Origin of the sequence: Synechococcus sp. CCY9202, from assembly GCF_034931685.1 — a bacterium.
In the GTDB taxonomy this organism is placed as follows: Bacteria; Cyanobacteriota; Cyanobacteriia; order PCC-6307; family Cyanobiaceae; genus CBW1002.
This window is the reverse complement of record NZ_JAYGID010000050.1, coordinates 1-1,489: the sequence shown is the minus strand read 5'-3', so window position 1 is coordinate 1,489 and position 1,489 is coordinate 1. Positions and strand designations below refer to the sequence as shown.

At 66.6% G+C, this 1,489-nt stretch carries 1 protein-coding gene; it reads right to left on the bottom strand.

The window, feature by feature from the left end; translation table 11 throughout:
- Window positions 1-264: 264 nt before the first annotated feature.
- On the bottom strand, window positions 265-1,461 hold the full coding sequence (locus VB777_RS07060) for an IS256 family transposase (protein WP_323247964.1): 1,197 nt from the start codon (window positions 1,459-1,461) through the stop codon (window positions 265-267).
- Window positions 1,462-1,489 lie beyond the last annotated feature (28 nt).

Sequence of the window (1,489 nt, the reverse complement as noted above, 5' to 3'; positions counted from 1 at the left end):
CGGGGCCCGAATGCCCTGATCAGAGGGTGAACAGGGTGGAATGACGGGCTGTCATTCCGGAGGTGCAGATGCGCCTCTTGCAGCCACGATGAATCGAGACGATTGACTTGTCAAGTCTTTCGTCTGAACGCGGATGTGTTGTGAGCTGGAGTGGTCTGTGCAGCCTGGGGGTTGCAGCAGCCGGCCCCCGGGCGGTGGTCCAGGCCGCTGCGCCCTGTGGGGGCGCTGCAGCCTCGATCACCTGGGGCCTGCGTGCTGCCCTTCTCAGGCGCTGAGGGCCTGCAGGGCGGGGCCGCCATCCAGCTCCGGGATGGCGGCCATGCTCTCAGCGGAGAACATGCGGCGGCCCTCCAGCTGCCAGTGCTCGTGCTGCTCCAGCAGCACCGCCCCCACCAGGCGGATGATCGCGGCGTCATTGGGGAAAATGCCCACTACGCGGGTGCGGCGCTTGATCTCCTCGTTGACCCGCTCGAGCAGGTTGGTGCTCCAGATCTTGCGCCAGTGGTCCTTGGGGAAGTGGCGGAAGGCCAGCACGTCCTCCCTGGCCTCGTGCATCAGTGCGGCGGCCTTGGGGAAGCGATCGGCCAGCGAGGTGGCCAGATCGTCCCAGCGGGACTCGATCTCCGCAGCGGTTTCCTGGGCGAACACGCTGCGCAGGGCGGCGGTGACCATGCCCTGGTGGGCCTTGGGGACGCACTGCAGCAGGTTGCGGGCAAAGTGAACACGGCAGCGCTGCCAGACGCTTCCCTGCAGCTGCCTGCGGATCGCCTTGGTCAGACCGCTGTGGGCGTCAGAGATCACCAGCTTGACGCCACCCAGGCCCCGCTCCTTGAGGTGGGAGATGAACTCGGCCCAGAAGGCCTCGCTCTCGCTGTTGCCCACCTTGAGTCCCAACAGCTCGCGGCGGCCATCGGCATTGACGCCCATCGCCACCACCGCGGCACGAGAGGTGACCTGCTGGGCCTTGCCCTGGCGGCCATTGAGATACGTGGCATCCAGGTACACATAGGCGTAGCCGCTGCCCTCCAGTGGCCGATTCAGAAACGCCTGCACCTGGGCATCGATCTCCTGGCAGATGCGACTCACCTGCGACTTGGAGATGCCGCTCTGGGAGCCCAGCGCCCCCACCAGAGCATCGACCTTGCGGGTGGAGACCCCACCGATGTAAGCCTCCATGATCACCGCATACAGGGCCTGATCGATCCGGCGGCGGGGCTCAAGGATCGTGGGGATGAAGCTGCCTTCCCGCAATTTGGGGATCTGCAGCGCGAGATCCCCCACCTGGGTGGTGAGGGTGCGGGAGCGGTAGCCGTTGCGATACCCCAGGCGCTCGTCGGTGCGCTCATGGCGGTCAGCACCGAGGAAGGCGGCAACCTCCAGCTCGATCAGCTGCTGCAGGCCGTGGCGTGCCAGCTCGGGGATCAGTTCCCCGGCGCTGCTGCCATCGAGTAGCGAGGCCAGGTCGGGTGCGGCAGAGTAGGTCTTGGGC